Genomic DNA, 16,031 nt, shown 5'->3' on the forward strand with positions numbered 1-16,031 from the left:
CTTTTCTCAACTTTGATACTATAAAGTTAATAATGTAAAATATCACATCCTCAATAAAAATATTATCTCTTAATATGGATTCTAGTTCATTTATAAGTAATTCGCAATATATAGCTTGTTTCATATAGACTTACAGTATTTTCATGTTGAATCTTACCTAATCAAGACAAAACACTTGAAATCTAGGAAACTTTTTGTTTACGAAGTCCTCTGAACAACAGTCAAGTTGCTAGTAGAAACGAACAAAAAGCACTTATTCAACTTGTGAATAAGCGATCGTTTGAATATTCAAAATTGACCATTATAAACCTTTTTTTGAACCACCTATCTAGATCATTGCAACAGATGAATATAATCATTGATGTGAAAGTTTCATAAAAAACATTTATACAACTCTCATTCTTCAAATTTTTGATATAAATGGCTGCTTTAAGTTAGAAGAAACTATTTATTATTGTTTGTTTCCTGAAAGCGGTAGAAGGGTATGTCCATCAAGTTAAGATAACATGTTTCAAATTCCAATAAACAAACAAACTCCCTACATAACATAGAAAGTTTGTTTGTTTATTGGAATATAATCGTTTATAGGGTGGTTGCCCTGTTTCAAGCAATTTTAGGAGTAGCTCTCATCCCGATATGGCAGTAGATGGTTCCATCTGCAAATGAAATGAAGACAACAGGTACTGGCGCTTCGCCAAAAAAGGATTCGGCACTACTGATTCCTATAAAAACATTTTCTGAGATAGGAACCAACTCCATTTCAACAGGTTGGTAAAATGCACCCATCCCGTGTTCATAATGCATCCATAGCTTACCATTTCGTTCGGAGAGGGTAAGTACAGTTCCTACTCGTTGATATTTGCCAAGAAGCGGTGTAATGTCAACCGATGGAGACTGTGAGGGTCGTTTTAAGGATAAATTGGGAATTTGTACATCGATCCATTTCGAAAAGAGTTCTCGGTAGAGAGCCATGTAAAGTAAATCGGTACTTCCGCCATTCGTCAATAAAGCGACTGCAATGTTAAACTGGGGGATAAAACGCAGGTAAGCATTTTGACCAAGCGTACCACCATCATGACCGATCACAGAAATTCCATCCCAATCATATATCATCCAACCGAGACCAAAACCTTGGTTTCCATATGACCAGGGATCAGGGACTTTTACTGCAAGCTGTTGCATGTCAGTTGTTGTTTGCCGTTGTAGGATCTGATTTCCATTTAAATCTTTGCCCTCGTTAAGATGCATGTGGGCCATACGAACGATATCTTCAGCTGTGGCGCAGATGGCAGCTCCAGAAGGGCCTGCTGCACGGGGTAATACATTCCAAAAGGGGGTTGGTTCTGGGTCTTGTCCCTTTAAGCCGATATGTCCCATGGCGGCTCGAAATTTTAATACTTCTTCTGGTAAAGTGACGGTATGAGTCAGACCCAACGGAATGAAGAGTCGTTCGATCAGTGCCTCATCCCAAATTTGATGTGTTAATACTTCTATGATGCGTCCAAGCAGGTTATACCCAAGATTACTATATGAGACTAATTGACTTGGTGGGCTGTCTGAGACATTTTGTTCTTTACAGAGATCCACATATTTAGCAAGACAATCATCACCTCGCCCTGAATCGAAAAATCCATCGCTTGTTAGACCACTATTATGTGTTAGTAAATGACGGATGGTGATTGATTCTGCAAAAGGGATGGTTAACTCAGGGAGCAGGTCCTTTAGGGTATCATTTAGATGAAGTAGACCTGCATCAACCAGTTGCATGATCAATGTAGCAGTATACACTTTTGACATGGAGCCGATTTGAAAAAGGGAATCAGTCGTAACTTCAACTCCTGTATCATGGTTTAATACTCCACTAGCAAATTTGTAGATTTTTTTGTCCTTCAGTACGGCGAGAGAGGCTCCTGGCACCTTATACTCCTTACACAGGCTATCTAATCGATTCTGCCAGTAATCGTTGTCAAAGATTTCTTTCTGTAGCGGGCTATTATTCTTGGAAGTCATGCAATTCGCTCCTTTTCAGTTTTTGATCTCTACATAGGATAAGATACTCCTGTTGTGTAAACTAAAGTTAAACGATTGAACCCTCCCTCCACCTACGCTAACGCTTAGAGGTGGTGGATTCTTGGATAGTCCTCAATACCCCAAGGAAGTGAACCAAGCTCAAACTGTAGTCCCTACGGCGATTACTCGTAATCCTTCTTGCAAGATATTCGTAGCTGCGTTGATATCTCGATTATGAGAAACACTCCGTGCCGGGTACGTCCATTCTCTCCATTGGAGATCCTTTACCGCTTTGTTTTTATATCCACAACAGGAACAGCGTTGGCTGGAGGGAAAGGTTTTCCCGACCTTTACTAGTGTTCTTCCGAACCATTGTGCTTTGTATTCGAGCATGGAAACAAACTCAGACCAGGATGCATCGGTGATGGACTTCGCTAATTTAGGATTCTTCACCATGTTCTTCACTTGCAAATCTTCCGTGCTGATTACTTGGTTTTCGTGAATCAACTTCGTCGAGAGCTTGTGAAGGAAATCATGACGGGCATTCGTGATCTTCTCATGAATCTTCGTTACTTGGATACGTGCTTTCTGCCAGTTCGAACTACCTTTGGTACGTCGACACATGGTTCGCTGTGCTTTCGCTAATTGTTTCTCCTATTTTCGGAAGTAGGTGGGAGCGTTTATTTTTTCTCCATCCGAAAGGATGGCAAAATGCTTTCATCCTAAGTCGATTCCGACCACTTTCTCTTTCTTCACTGGAACATAAGGACAATAATTCCTCTCACAAAGAACCGAAACAAAGTATTTTCCTGAGGGTGTACGGCGAACAGTGGCAGAGAGAATACGCCCTTCTACTTCCTTCGACTTGGCGAACTTTACCCAGCCCAGCTTCGGAAGTTTGATCTTATTTCCCTTGATACTCCCTTCTGGAAGTTGGTTTTTCTTTTCGATCTTGGTGGTGTAAGACTGGAGTAAGTTCCGTTTACTTTTGAAACGAGGGGCATCGTTTTGCTTTTGGAAGAAACGTTGAAACGCAAATCGAGATTGTGTAAAGAGGATTGCAACGCATGAGCATCCGCTTCTTTTAGCCATTCCAACTGTTGTTTCAAGGAGGTTAGCAGCTTGGCGCAGATCGAATAGATGAGCCCTTTCCCCGTTTCCCGGTAGGTATCGTTCCATTTTGCTAAAAAATGATTAAAAACAAAGCGACTAGATCCAATGGACTTATGAATGGAAATGGCTTGTTTTTTGGTTGGATACAAACGAAAACAAAATGCTTGGTGCATGTGTTTCTTTCTCCTTCCTTGTTTTTAGGCTGATGATACACCCCATAACAAAAAAGGAAATATTCCGAACAAATTCCTTTCGGCTAACGTCGAACCGAAATTCACCACTCACTTAGCTCATGCTTGAAGTGGGAGTACTCTTTCGGAGAGATTGATAGATAAAAGATCTCACTTAGCTGGTGAGATCTTCTTGTTATTGGCTGGTAAATTAATTGTAAACGTGGTTCCTGAATCTAACTGACTTTGCACATCAATGGTGCCTTGATTGAGATCAACGATTTTTTTTACAATGGAAAGTCCTAAACCATTTCCTTTAATCAGAGGATTTCGCGAGGGGTCCGCTTTATAAAAGCGTTCGAAAATGCGATTTTGTACTTTTTCATCCATGCCAATACCTGTATCGGTTATCTTGAATATGATGTTGTGATTCTGTTGGTATAGTTCGATTTGAATGCGACCATCTTTTGGCGTAAACTTTATGCTGTTCGATATCAGATTATTCCAAACTTGACTTAATATCTCTTTATCTGCATTGATTTTAATTATTTCCAGAACGAGCTCCATATCGATATTTTTCTGTTCCCATTGTGGTTCATATGTAAGAACAGTTTCTCTTATTTGTCGATCTAAACGGTAGGTACTCGGTTTTAGGTTGAGAGCATCAGCCTCTAAAGCGGCGAGGCGTAGTAGGTTATCAGCTAATGTGGATAACCTGATACTTTCTGCTTCAATGATATTCAGATAATGTGTTCTTTTCTCAGCAGGCAATTGATCATTTTGCAAGGTTTGGGTAAACCCGCGGATCGATGTCAGCGGAGACTGGATTTCATGGGATGCATTAGAAATAAACTCTTGTCTCATCTGTTCAAGTTTATCTAAATCAACAGCCATCTGGTTGACACTTTCTATTAAATCACTAAATGGTCCGTAGTCATCTGTCTTTTTATCGAGTCGAACTTGAAAATTTCCACCTGCGATTTGTTTCTGTGCATCAATAACGGAGCCAAATAGTCTTTTTGTCTGATGATCAAACATGTCGATGATTTTAATAATCATAGCGACTAAAATTAAACTAAGGAACAAATTCATTAATTGACTAAAATAGGCTGAAGGGGATTGACCAATTTTCTGATAGATAAAAGAAGTTAGAGAGAAAGCAACTGTAAAACATACGATAAGAATGACAGCTAAAAGAACAATTCCTAACACATTTTGGATGATTCGATTCATGAATTCACCTCTAAGCGGTAACCTAATCCCCGAATCGTAGTAATTTGAAAAGTGGGATTTTTATCTACAAAACGTTCTCGTAAGCGATTTACATGCACATCCAATGTTCGTTCATTTCCAGCAAAATCATAACCCCAAACGGTTTCAATCAATTGGTCGCGGGAGAATGTGATACCCGGATAACTAGCCAATTTAAATAATAGCGTAAATTCCTTAAGTGGAAGAGTCAAACGCTCTCTTCGAAAATTCACTTCAAAGGTTTTTTGATTCATATATAATTCATTCAGGCGAACGGTTTGGGATAGTACAATTTGATAACGTCTCAGTAAAGCACGAATGCGAGCGACGAGTTCATTTCGATCAAACGGTTTAACCAGATAATCATCAGCTCCTAATTGGAGTCCTTTCACTTTATGGTGGATTTCACCATTGACAGTAAGCATCAGCAGGGGGAAATCATAATATTTTCGTAGAACGGTACACAGCTCCCATCCATCCACATGAGGCATCTGTACATCAAGAATGGATAATTCCACCTGATGCTTCTCTAATATAGAGAGTGCCTCTTTCCCATCAACAGCGGAATAAACCGCAAAACCTTCCTCTTGTAAGATGACATTCAATAGTTCACGAATATGTGGATCATCATCCACAACTAAAATTTTATTCATTATCAGCTACCCCATGGATTTGTTTACTTTGTAAGAGAATATACTAGTTTTATAAACTGAATATAACATGATACACAGGAAAACCAACAAGCGAGAGTTAGGATTTTGTTTAGTAAATATAAAGACAATGTAACTCCATATAAAATTAATGATTATTCAACAGACAAATATGATTTTAATCATGAGTACTGTAAAAAGACTTGCTACATATTCACCACATTCAGAAAATAATATTCAAAAAAATTAGAAAAATATTCAACCAATGCAAAAATGGAAGTAGTTGTGTCATCTATACAGACTGCTCATTTCTATCTTGTTTCGAATGCGAGAGCTTTTTGCTTCAAAGTAGCAAAAAGAATTAAGTAAATAGAAAGCTTTCTCTATCATTCAAACTTATTTCTATTAATTCACCAAGTATTACAACAAAAACATGTAAGTTTATGCATGACCCCAATCCTTTATTTATAATTGTTTCTAGCTTCCCCAAAAAACTGGGCCGGGTTAATACGCTACTTTGCCAGTGGCAGAAACCCCGTCACCCAGACTTTTAGAGAAAGTAAATTTGTGACTATTTTGCTCTGTTAATTGTTGTCATTATCTTTTGCTTTTAGTGCATCGTCAGGAACTTTAAATGGTTTTTGAAAATTGCCTGTTCGCTTCATCGTCTGGGTATAGTCAGCTTTAACTGGTGTGCCGCCAGACAGAGCGAGTTCCAGTTGATAGCGGAAAACAACTTCTTTAAAGGTCAATGTCTTCTTATCCACGATGATCGAAACATCAGCACTATTGATCGTTACTTTTTGGACATTATAATCCGCCATCGTTGCTTTGCCATCTTTGATCGTTTCCATCACCGCTTTGGGATAAACAGGAAAACGTGTATGTCGCTGGGGATCATTCAAAAAATTAGGGATTGCAGCGTAAAATTTGGGATTGGCGACGATTTTATATGTATCGTCTGTTTGGGTAAACGAAACGTTATTCAACGATTTACTGTTTTTGATCGCATCCAAAAAATTCATCTGTAGAGTAGGAACAAGCAGTTCTGTATGTTCGTTTTTGGATAACATCCATTTATTATACGTCCCATGATCATTGTCGGGATCGATATATTTATGATAACTTAGATTTTCATTGACCTGCCATTGATCCGATGATTGCTCTTGTTCTAAAGTTTCCGGCAATTGATTGATGGAAAATCCGCTCTTTTCAGAAGAAGTTGCGTGAATTTGCCCTTTATCATAGTGTTCTTCGGCTGCTTCAGTCGTCTTGACCACCTGATAACTGCCACGCTTTAGCGGATAGCTTTGATTTTGTTTGATCGACCAAGTGATGTATTGATGATCTGATTTATTTTTCCAATTATCCAACGCATTTTGCAAAACAGCCTGTGGTGTGTCTAGCTTCGTATCCGATTGGTTAGAATCTGTTTGTTGGGATTGAGATGGACTACAACCAACGACTAATGCTGTCATCAATAGAAAAATAATAAATTGAGAGCCGATTTTTTTCATATGATCTCTCCTTTACTCTTTATGATGGTTCATTCTATATCAAAACTTCCAATTTGACAGTGCCTTAACGGATAATGGTTATATCTGGCAAACTCCAAATCTTTTTTCTATTTATGCTACTGATGAGTTTAGCAAGGTTTTACATAATTCCCCTTGGAAATAACACAATTTTCTATAGTAAGCATGATGGAACCAAATCTATCAATTTTTGATTAACAAAAGACCTCTCTTACAAACAAAAAAGGATTACTCTGTACTACCTACATGAGTAATCCTTTTTGCTAATGATCTCTTGTTAAGAAACATTTTCGCCTGGCGGCACCACTGTTTTTAAAGGCTCTACCTCAGGAATAGGAAACAATTCACTCAAAGTAACCGTTCGTCCTGACTCATTTTTAAAGATAATATGATCTCTGGTAAATCGCTTTGGACTGTCCAACCCGCTTGCGGCTGCAAGTGCGAACAAGCCAAAACGCATACTGATAATGTAGTTCATCACACGCCATTTCTTCTCTTCTGGAACCAGTGCGTCTTGTAGTTTTGGATTGGTCGTTGCTACTCCAGCAGGACAATGTCCGGTATGGCACTGCAAAGCCATAATACAACCGCTTGCCATCATAAAACCACGAGCAGAGTTTACAGCATCTGCCCCAATCGCCATTGCAATCGCCACTTTATCTGGTGAAATTAGTTTGCCTGAAGCAAAAATCTTAAAATTATCGCGAACTCCATAGCGATAAGCTGTATCCACAAAAGTAATCAAACCGGGAATAAGTGGAAGTCCCATCGAATCTGCCATCGACTTGTATGTTGCACCCGATCCACCTTCTCCACCATCAATCGTAAAGAAATCTGGATAAATGTTAAGTCGGATCATAGTCTCAAAAAACTCATTTAAGATTTGCTGTTGTCCGATCACGAGCTTCAAACCTATTGGTTTTCCACCCTTTTCTTGCAGTTGGCGGACAAACAGTAATGCTTGTTCTGGATTTGTCAGAAAGGAAAATCGGTTAGGTGAATTAATCGTTTTTCCAAGCGGTACATTTCGGACTGCTGCTATTTTCGCATTTACTTTCTTGCCTTCTAGATGTCCGCCACGTATTTTTGCACCTTGAGCAAATTTTAGTTCAAATGCTTTGATATTTTGCTCTGCTGCTTTCTTCTCAAATTGTTCCCAAGAAAATTGACCAGCTTCATCGCGATACCCAAACAGCCCGGGTCCAATCTGTGCTACTACATCTGCACCAGTTTGTAGGTGTTCGGGAATGACGCCCCCTTCTCCGGTGTTGATCCAAGATCCTCCAGCCATAGAAGCCCCATATCCTGTGGACAGAATATAATTTTCACCAATAGAGCCATATGAAGTAGCAGAAGCACCAAACATTCCATCTAATCTCCATGGATTCTTTCGATTTGGTCCAACAATGATAAGGTCCTCTTCTGGATATAACCATTTGGGAGTTTTATCCGTAATCATTTTTTCCTTACGGGTAAACACTCCTTCTTTTTCAATCTGATATTTTTTTGCTTGAACAACATCTGCGTTGTTTACTTTTAATTCTTCTTGTAAAAGTGGAAACATCGAGTTAGCAATATAATAACCCGACTCATGGAAATCTTGTTTGGAACCAAAACCGAGTAAATCGGTACGATACTTGGCGGAGAAAATCAAACCAATAAATTCATAACGAGAAAATGGCTTACCTGAACGATCATCATCAAACCAATACTGCCTGAATTCCGGTCCTAGCTTCTCTAAAAAATATCTCAGCCATCCTAAAAAAGGATGTGATCGAATAATAGAATGTTGTGGTTTACGGGAAATAAAATGCATCATGACAAATAGACCAACTGCTAAAACCACTAGTACTAGCAGGGCTATTAACAGATAAAACATGATAATCCTCCATTCGCAAGGAAAAGAAATAACTTCTTTACCACAATAGTAACACGAAAAGAAAGATTTAATTTATTACAAATTATAGCCTTGGGTCAACTGCATCTGCTTCCATTGCCAATGTACCTAAAACACATTCATGTATCCGTCCGAGCGACTGACGATTGACAAACCGCTTAATACCTTCTATACCAAGTGCAAATTCGCGTATTGCTTTCTTTTGCTTTTTGCTTGTATTGCGTTGTTTTAATCGTACTAAATTTGCTTGGTCTAAATAATCCATCCCATATATAATATGCAGGTAACTTGCTCCTCTGACTTTGATCGCAGGTTGGACTAGGTTTCCTTTTTGATTCCGTTCAAGAAACTGGAGTGGTTTTACGACAAATCCCTCATGTCCGTCTCGAGTGATCTCCTCCCACCATGCAATCGCTTCTTGCTCCGATTGTTCATCTTTTATCACTCGATAAGCTGTTTCCACTATTAGCGAAGAATGCTCACTCAGTTCTTTACTTCTATCCATATGCCACAAATGCGTTTGGTCAAAAAATGTTTTTCCACTATGGGCAAGTATATGAAAAGGAGCAATTTCTATCCCTTCCAAGCCTTCTGTCTCCCATATGTACTGTTGAAAACTTTCCCGAAAAGTGTCAGTGTGCTGTAATTGTTCCTTTGTCTCCTCTATCCATGTATCAACAGCTGCACCATTATCTCGGGCAGCTTGAAGATACTCCATCCGCTTTGTTCGATCTAACAAAGCCATTTCTCCCACGTGTGCATACTGTTTTTGAATCAGTTCTTTTGCTTTCAGATTCCATGGAAGAATCTCAGCATCTAAGAGCACAAACTCTGTTTGGTGTTTTGTAAAATAAGGTTGAAGATCTTCTTGTAATTGCTGTAAAACTTTGTGTCCGAGTGGTTTTTGAAAAAACGCACGACCTGTTCGAGTATAAATCACGCCTTTTGTCTCTCGCCCAATATATTTTTTTGCAGCTTTGTCATTTTGAAAAATGAGCAAAACACCACGACTTCCCATATGTTTCTTCTCCACAATCATCTCGCTAACATCTTGGGAACGGTAATAAGAGAATGCCTCGCTGGGATGCTCCAAATAAGTTTGCAATGATGAAACTTGGGGCGTAGGGCTCATCGTAGGTGGAATATAGACTAATTCTTCCAGTGAGACCGTAAAGTGAGAAAGATCGTCCAAAGCTGTTTTTACCATTTTTCCTGGTATTTTCACTTCCCCAAAAACTTCTGTTAAGACAGAATACCCATCGATAAGAGCACCTAAATTTGGTGGAGCCAGACGCATCTCTTCCCATTTTTGCAAAGGATTGTCCGCAACTTTCGCATAATCTTGCTTTGCTGGAACCATCACGAAATCTCTTTCTGGAAAACGGAAAGCTGTCAAGTTCCCTCCAAACACTACTCCTTGGTCAATGTTGACTGTATTTTGCACAAAGATCGGTTGAGGTTTGGGATCATGCCCCCAGATAATCAATTGTTTGCTATGGTGCTGATGAAACCAATCTTTACGGATCGGCTTCCCACTTGCATCTATACCCTGCACATCCCCATATCGACAAAAATCACTAATCGATTTCGAATGTTTCCCAATAAATTTATCTTTGATACCTGCGTGTACAACCACAGCAATATCGATTCCGTTATTCCGGATCACATAGTGAGAAGGAGCTTGCAGCAACATCTGTCTATAGGCATCTTTGCGTTCATTGGTTTGTTCGGCTCCATTTTCTGCTTCAAAACGATCAAATTCTGCAACTAATTCTTCGTCACCATGCTGCATCTTTACTTTTCTTCCATCTAACCATCTAGCAATCTTCCATCCATGATTGCTATCAATCATGTAAGCTAATCCTGCTTGAATATGTTGATAAAAAAATTCCATGGAAGCGATTGATTTTGGACCTCTGCTCATGATATCTCCTACAGAAACAATTTTACGCCCTTCTGGGTGGATATACAGTCCCTCATCACTCTGTTCATAACCTAATTTAGTGAGTAACTCCAGAAATTCATCAAAACAGCCATGTATATCTCCAATCACATCCAACCCATTGGCTACATCCAATATAAAGCGATCCGACTTCCGTTCAAAAGTTATGTTGCCCAGCTCTTCTGCTTGGAGAATGTATTGCGCAGAATATCCTTCTTTCTTCAAATATTTTACTTGTCGTTTAAAAACTTGTTGTTGTTGGCGAATGCGTTTTTTACCTCTCGGATGTTCTCGAACTTCATCCCACATTAATAGCTCTGATTCTGTTGCTTCTATTGCAATAACAGATATAGGTACATGTTGTTTGCGTGCCAGTTGCACAAAACGAAGTCGATCATCGGACTGAAGATGCGTTGCATCTATGATCGTTAGTTTATTTAACTCACATCGTCTTGCTACCATATAATCTAACGCTTCAAATGCTAATTTGGAAATTCGTTGGTACTCATCATATAAAACATCTGCTTCTTCTCTGGGATGATCCTTCCAATCCATAAAAGCTTTATCGCTTAACATCAGACGAAATTGATCAGAGCTAACTACTTCCGAAGCTAATAATACCCCTTCTTCCACCAAACGTTTTAGCAGCGTTGTCTTCCCACTACTCGATGGTCCCATCATCAATACAATTCCTGCATGTGGGAGCAATATTTTTTTAGGCATTATTCTTCCTCTCCTTTCTTGTAAAAACCGCCATTTGCGTCGGAAATCCAAACTGCTCATGCTCCTCACCGATTCCAATGATGGAAAAAGAGTAAACATCATTTGCAGTCCATGATTCACACCAGCTTGCAAACTGTGCTCGTGTCCATTCAAACCGATGATCACTATGGCGAAATTCTTTTTGCATTTCGTATACTTGATTATACTCTCGGTTTGGTGTAGTTACGATCAAGGTACTCGGCTGATAGTAAGTAAAAATGGTTTGAAATACAGATGGCAAACGATGATCATCGATATGTTCCATGACTTCGCATAAAATCATCACATCTTTTTGACGCAAACGATCGTCGGCATAGAATAAGGAACCAACTACAGGGGTTGGGGCTACAAATCCCTCACTTCGCTTTGCTTTTTCAAAACGTTGCAAAGCACGAAGTTGGGATTTTTGCGATGGTTCAACAGCTAAAATCTCTTGTACTCCTGCCAAAAAACCTAAGCGAGTCGAGAGTTTTCCTTCACCAGATCCAAAATCAACCACTTTTCCTTTCTTCGGCAATCGTTGGATAACATCGATAATTGCTTCATATCGCAAGTCGTTCAGCCTCACTTTTGGAGGACTTGGCTCTTTGGTTTCTTTGCTATCATCTGTACGAAGTTCAAACTTCGATTTATGGACCAGAGGAGAATAGCGCAAAGCTCGTTTGAGGATTAAATTGCGAAGTGGATGTTCTTCCAACCAGCCTTCTCCATGGCGATTTAATTTCTCTATTTCTCTCTCATCGATAAAATAATGTTTATAGTTATCGAGGACTGGGATTAATACTAAAATATGTTTTAAGGCGTTTTGCAGCGTTTGTTTCCCTTGAATCGAAAAGTATTTTGCAGAGCTTTGTTCTTTCATTTTCACGACGTAATCGATATTTCCATACTCGATGGAAACCTCATATCCCATTGGGGCAAAGAGCGCTTCGATCGTCTCTTCTTTTAGCTGAGTAGCTACAGGTCCAAACTGCAATTCGATATCAAAGGCGTGATCTACCCACTTTTTATATTCTTCTTGCGGTTTTCCATTGATTGCTGTTCCCAAAGCACTGCGTATGTATGTGAGAAACAGACTGCTGACAGCAAACTCTCTATCATTGATATAGCTTGTAATATCATAAGCATCAGGAGAATTTCGGATCAAAGCTATTGGGTCTGGCTCTGCATAAAGAAACACATTCACTTCTTCTTCTTCAAATCGACTATATACCAACCGTACAGTCGCTTCTTTTTCTTTGCGTTCATACAAATTATTCGGGTTTTTTGCAAGTAAGTAGGAGACTATTTGGGCATGAGGACCTTTTACTTTTATGGCAAGTTGCATGGTACTAGACTCACTTTCTTTCCGTAAGAATAATAAAATTGATGAGAATCTTACCATTTTAGCATATATTTTTCTATCCTTTTTGAATTAGAAAAGATACTTTTAACTTTTTCATACACTCTCCAATTGAAAACCTTTTTAAACTATTAGATACTTATAGGAGAAAGATCCTGCATCGACTCATCACACACTAGGAGTCACATGTCCAACGAGAGCACCTACAGAAGCTTCATGAAGAAAGCCGAAAAGCTCAAAAAAGATGCTTTTGATGCTTTTTCCAAATCCGATCAGGAGATGAATAACAATCGCCCACGAAGTGCAAAGAGGTATACAGAAACTGCTTTTCGTAAGCTGAATGAGGCGAAAGAGGCAGCTGATGTAAATGCCCGTTATTGGGCAAAAGAAGCTCAGCGAGCTGTAGAGAACGCCCATGAAAGTGACAAACGAAAAGCAAAGCAGCTCGAGGATAAGATCGATGTATTCTTGGCATCTGTTGCTGAGGAGATCATCAAGGAAACTCGTAATGCTCAGCAGGAAGCCGAAGCAGCGATTCGTTCGAAAGATAAGAAGAAGACGCGATCTGCTGCTGAGAAGGTTCGACGAAAGACCGCTGCTGCAATGGAGTGGTCGTCTGAAACTGCTCAAGCAAGGGCGATTGAGCTGGCTGGAAATCAGATTAATGAGAAACTCTGGCAATGTGCTACTCAGTATAAGATGGAGGGACTTATTTCCTTTATCTTTGCTCTTCCTCCGGGCTCTTCGTTTGTAGGGAAGGCAGCAGCACGAGAAGCACATGCCTTTTATCTCAGAAATGATGGTCCTGAAAAGCTGTATCTGATCTGGGAAAAAACAAAAGACGTGGTCAGTGGTCGAGACGGAAGGCCTACTTGTGTGAGCTGTGACAATGGTGGTAGATACGGTGCCTGTACATGTGGAAGGAATGTCCGTTACTAAGAGGTAACTCAGAGTAACACGGCGGGCAGTAGACAAAGACGTCTACTGCCCGCACTCATTTACAAAGTTCTCTTTTTATGCAAATATCATTTTATCCATCATTTCATCAAAGGAGACAACCATGCACTACCCACTTCTTGCAGATCTACTGATCAAACCAATCTTCGAAATCCTCTCCAAAATCCCAATCATCACATTGTCACAGCTATTATCGTTTTCTTATTCCTCTTTACCCTTGGAATCCAATACTTATCGATAGCCTTGCGTACGCGAAGCATCTATGATGTACCCGTACAGCGTTATTCCATCTTCACGCGATGGGCAATAAAACAAGCATTACCAAAGACGAATAAAAACTATGGTCTGTTTCGCTTTATGCTAGCTATCGTTGGAATTGCTTTTATTATCACCCCAATTATTGTATGTGTGGTAGAAATAAACCGAGCTATAGGTTAAGTGCAAAAACTCCCTTTTGGAAAAAACAAAAGGGAGTTTGCTTATTAGGAAACCAATTGCACAATAATTAATACAACCGCTAAAATCACATAAATAAATGCCCAGTATTCAATCGGGATAAAAAACAAAGAATGCCTTCCTTTTGAAACTACTTGCTGACCTGTTTGATCCACATATACTTTTGGCTTGTTCAGCTTTTTGCCTAACAGCCAAAGCACAACTGCAGCTGGTAAGAATAAGAGATAACTGATCATTTTTGCTGCATCTGAATAGGAATCAACACCAAAAACAGAGGAAACACCATAACCGATAAATTGAAAAAGTGCCGCAATCACAACAACTAGGATTCCCCATCCGCGCCAAATAATCAAAAAAATCCCTCCCTTAAAAAGTGACACCCCTCCACGTATTGCTACGTAAAGGGGCTGCAGTCAGTTTCCTACTCGGAAGATGATCGTAACCCGAAACGGATTGTTCTGGTCACGACGCACTTCCTTTACTTCATGAGGAAGAATGACATACTCCTCAGAACTATTGATCCCGTTTACCTGTATATCACCTTCGCCATGATACTTAGGAAGACGCTGCTTGGACGTTACCACAAGCTCTTCCCAGCTCCCGCGACGCCTCCAGGAGACCTCGCCACGGTAATTGGTGATAGACCTGATTCGAGACATGGTTCCCTTTCTAGGTGAGACTGCTCCATTCAAACTAACATAATAATTATTATTTGTAAATTAATTCTCTACTGATTTCATTATAGAAGGAAAATTCCATTTGGGATTATTTCTAAGCTGATGGTCTGATTGCCAACTTCTTCCCCATCAGCAAAAGCCCACATTTTTGGTTCTGTTTTCACGGTAGCTTGTTTCCCTTGTAAAAAAGTAACAGCAGGATGATCCACATGCTTCCCTGCATAAACTTTTGGAAAAACACGTAAAAAATCGATTTTAGTTAGCTTGTGAACAATACAAAGATCAATCAACCCATCTGTTGGATTTGCGTGTGGTGTAATCATCATCCCACCACCTAAACTTTTTGCATTGGACATGGTTACTAACCAAACATTTTCAAAACGGTAATCGTTTTCATCTAATTGCAGCTCTAAAGTGTAAGGTTGGAAACTTTTTAGAGATAACAACGCACCAAAAAAATAACTCGCTTTGCCCAAGCCTTTCTTCCAATTCGATGCATCCACCAATCGAGAAACATATCCATCAAACCCAGCACTAATATAACAAAGCACTACCCGGTTATCCGCTAAAATGATATCTGACTGTTTCACCTCATGCTGTGCGATTCGTTGCCATGCTTGGATTGGATCAAAGGGAATACTCCACTCTCTGGCAAAATCATTTCCCGTTCCAGCTGGCACATAGCCTAATGGAACATTACTTTTATACAAACCATTAGCAACCTCATGTACCGTCCCATCTCCACCAACAGCCACCACAGCGGTCCACTGGTTTTGATCAGTCGCGGTTTTCGCTAAGTGGATAGCTTCGCCTTTTTCTTTGGTAAACTTCACATCATACATTACATCCGTTTGCTTTAAGACCGATTCTACTTGTTGCCAGCTAGTAATTCCCTTTCCTCTGCCCGCATGTGGATTTACGATAAATTGATACACGTTTTCCTTCCTTTCTGTGAGGAAGCTTTTCTTCATTATACCGAGAATTGCAGCTGAGATAGAAAAAAAGATTGTGAATGCTACGATACTTCTGGTATTTTTAGATTAGATACTACCAACCATCTTAGGAGAGCAATGTCCGACGTTTACTCGCAGCAGAGTGTGGAAGAGCTGGAAGAGAAGATCGAAGAGATCAAGACTGCTCTCGACAATGCTAAGCAAGCTGACCTCGCCAAAGCGCTGAGTAATCAGCTGACCGAACTCCGAACAGCACTAGCGAAGAAGCGTGCAGCCTAAGACGGCAAGCGGCTCCATCTTAAGTAGATGGAGCCGC

Annotated in this window: 12 protein-coding genes and 1 pseudogene; 2 read left to right on the forward strand and 11 right to left on the reverse strand. The window is 39.8% G+C overall.

What is annotated here, in order from left to right:
• Positions 1–603: 603 nt before the first annotated feature.
• From GSM42_RS11390 to GSM42_RS11425, 8 genes and pseudogenes are all read right to left on the reverse strand, one after another.
• Complete coding sequence (locus tag GSM42_RS11390; protein ID WP_160801663.1) at positions 604–2,010, reverse strand: serine hydrolase domain-containing protein; 1,407 nt, start codon at positions 2,008–2,010, stop codon at positions 604–606.
• Between the two features lie 159 nt (positions 2,011–2,169).
• A pseudogene (gene tnpB / locus GSM42_RS11395) lies at positions 2,170–3,296 on the reverse strand (IS200/IS605 family element RNA-guided endonuclease TnpB).
• Between the two features lie 168 nt (positions 3,297–3,464).
• Positions 3,465–4,526, reverse strand: a complete 1,062-nt coding sequence (locus tag GSM42_RS11400; RefSeq protein WP_160801664.1) for a sensor histidine kinase — start codon at positions 4,524–4,526, stop codon at positions 3,465–3,467.
• A complete protein-coding gene (locus GSM42_RS11405) occupies positions 4,523–5,197 on the reverse strand; it encodes a response regulator transcription factor (RefSeq protein WP_160801665.1) in 675 nt (224 codons plus the stop codon). The genes GSM42_RS11400 and GSM42_RS11405 overlap by 4 nt, the downstream gene beginning before the upstream one ends.
• Positions 5,198–5,778: 581 nt before the next feature.
• Positions 5,779–6,711, reverse strand: coding sequence for a hypothetical protein (locus GSM42_RS11410; protein ID WP_160801666.1), 933 nt, complete (start codon positions 6,709–6,711; stop codon positions 5,779–5,781).
• Positions 6,712–7,006: 295 nt separating this feature from the next.
• Positions 7,007–8,608, reverse strand: a complete 1,602-nt coding sequence (locus tag GSM42_RS11415) for an FMN-binding glutamate synthase family protein (protein WP_160801667.1) — start codon at positions 8,606–8,608, stop codon at positions 7,007–7,009.
• 82 nt (positions 8,609–8,690) lie between these two features.
• On the reverse strand, positions 8,691–11,291 hold the full coding sequence (locus GSM42_RS11420; RefSeq protein ID WP_160801668.1) for a polynucleotide kinase-phosphatase: 2,601 nt from the start codon (positions 11,289–11,291) through the stop codon (positions 8,691–8,693).
• Positions 11,284–12,657 carry a 3' terminal RNA ribose 2'-O-methyltransferase Hen1 gene (locus GSM42_RS11425; protein ID WP_160801669.1) on the reverse strand — a complete coding sequence of 458 codons (1,374 nt, stop codon included), beginning with the start codon at positions 12,655–12,657 and terminating at the stop codon, positions 11,284–11,286. Before GSM42_RS11425 ends, GSM42_RS11420 begins: the two co-directional genes overlap by 8 nt.
• Positions 12,658–12,888: 231 nt before the next feature.
• Here GSM42_RS11425 and GSM42_RS11430 point away from each other — a divergent pair, with 231 nt between their 5' ends.
• Entirely contained in the window at positions 12,889–13,611 is a 723-nt protein-coding gene (locus GSM42_RS11430; protein WP_160801670.1) for a hypothetical protein, read from the forward strand.
• Between the two features lie 500 nt (positions 13,612–14,111).
• Here GSM42_RS11430 and GSM42_RS11435 read toward each other — a convergent pair whose 3' ends face one another.
• The 3 genes from GSM42_RS11435 to GSM42_RS11445 all read right to left on the reverse strand — a co-directional run bounded on the left by GSM42_RS11435 (position 14,112) and on the right by GSM42_RS11445 (position 15,697).
• Complete coding sequence (locus tag GSM42_RS11435) at positions 14,112–14,438, reverse strand: hypothetical protein (protein WP_160801671.1); 327 nt, start codon at positions 14,436–14,438, stop codon at positions 14,112–14,114.
• A 60-nt stretch (positions 14,439–14,498) separates the two neighbouring features.
• A complete protein-coding gene (locus GSM42_RS11440) occupies positions 14,499–14,744 on the reverse strand; it encodes a hypothetical protein (RefSeq protein ID WP_160801672.1) in 246 nt (81 codons plus the stop codon).
• Between the two features lie 80 nt (positions 14,745–14,824).
• Positions 14,825–15,697 (reverse strand): YegS/Rv2252/BmrU family lipid kinase, encoded by an 873-nt coding sequence (locus GSM42_RS11445; protein ID WP_160801673.1) that lies wholly within the window; start codon positions 15,695–15,697, stop codon positions 14,825–14,827.
• A 135-nt stretch (positions 15,698–15,832) separates the two neighbouring features.
• Between GSM42_RS11445 and GSM42_RS11450 the strand changes: the two genes are divergently transcribed.
• Entirely contained in the window at positions 15,833–15,994 is a 162-nt protein-coding gene (locus GSM42_RS11450) for a hypothetical protein (RefSeq protein WP_160801674.1), read from the forward strand.
• Positions 15,995–16,031 lie beyond the last annotated feature (37 nt).

Source organism: Shimazuella alba, from assembly GCF_009831235.1.
Lineage (GTDB): Bacteria > Bacillota > Bacilli > Thermoactinomycetales > Thermoactinomycetaceae > Shimazuella > Shimazuella alba.

Bases quoted from the DNA above. Each gene is read 5' to 3' on its own strand.
- GSM42_RS11390 (WP_160801663.1), bottom strand. From the start codon at position 2,010: ATGACTTCCAAGAATAATAGCCCGCTACAGAAAGAAATCTTTGACAAC.
- GSM42_RS11400 (WP_160801664.1), bottom strand. From the start codon at position 4,526: ATGAATCGAATCATCCAAAATGTGTTAGGAATTGTTCTTTTAGCTGTC.
- GSM42_RS11405 (WP_160801665.1), bottom strand. From the start codon at position 5,197: ATGAATAAAATTTTAGTTGTGGATGATGATCCACATATTCGTGAACTA.
- GSM42_RS11410 (WP_160801666.1), bottom strand. From the start codon at position 6,711: ATGAAAAAAATCGGCTCTCAATTTATTATTTTTCTATTGATGACAGCA.
- GSM42_RS11415 (WP_160801667.1), bottom strand. From the start codon at position 8,608: ATGTTTTATCTGTTAATAGCCCTGCTAGTACTAGTGGTTTTAGCAGTT.
- GSM42_RS11420 (WP_160801668.1), bottom strand. From the start codon at position 11,291: ATGCCTAAAAAAATATTGCTCCCACATGCAGGAATTGTATTGATGATG.
- GSM42_RS11425 (WP_160801669.1), bottom strand. From the start codon at position 12,657: ATGCAACTTGCCATAAAAGTAAAAGGTCCTCATGCCCAAATAGTCTCC.
- GSM42_RS11430 (WP_160801670.1), top strand. From the start codon at position 12,889: ATGAAGAAAGCCGAAAAGCTCAAAAAAGATGCTTTTGATGCTTTTTCC.
- GSM42_RS11440 (WP_160801672.1), bottom strand. From the start codon at position 14,744: ATGTCTCGAATCAGGTCTATCACCAATTACCGTGGCGAGGTCTCCTGG.
- GSM42_RS11450 (WP_160801674.1), top strand. From the start codon at position 15,833: ATGTCCGACGTTTACTCGCAGCAGAGTGTGGAAGAGCTGGAAGAGAAG.